We start from the raw sequence: 347 nt of genomic DNA, 5'->3' as shown, positions 1-347 counted from the left end.
GGTTCCAAGGAAGCGGTGAGCTGGGCCCTGCTGTGGCTGCCCGAGGGCGGTGAGTCGGTGCAGGAAAGCTACGTCAACCTGATTCCCACGGCCCAGGGCGGCACCCATGTGAACGGCCTGCGCCAGGGCCTGCTCGACGCCATGCGCGAGTTCTGCGAGTTCCGCAACCTGTTGCCGCGCGGCGTCAAGCTGGCGCCCGAGGACGTCTGGGAGCGGATCGCCTTCGTCCTCTCGATGAAGATGCAGGAGCCGCAGTTCTCCGGGCAGACCAAGGAGCGCCTGTCGTCCCGCGAGGCGGCGGCGTTCGTCTCGGGCGTGGTGAAGGACGCCTTCAGCCTGTGGCTCAA

Annotated in this window: 1 pseudogene; it reads left to right on the top strand. The window is 67.7% G+C overall.

Annotated elements, in window-relative coordinates:
• A pseudogene (locus ACLJNW_RS23770) lies at positions 1-347 on the top strand (DNA topoisomerase IV subunit B); the annotation flags it as partial.

The organism is Salmonella sp. SAL4457, from assembly GCF_046548235.1.
Taxonomy (GTDB): Bacteria; Pseudomonadota; Gammaproteobacteria; order Enterobacterales; family Enterobacteriaceae; genus Salmonella; species Salmonella enterica.
The sequence above is the reverse complement of the archived record's forward strand: the minus strand, read 5'-3'. Positions and strand labels throughout refer to the sequence as shown.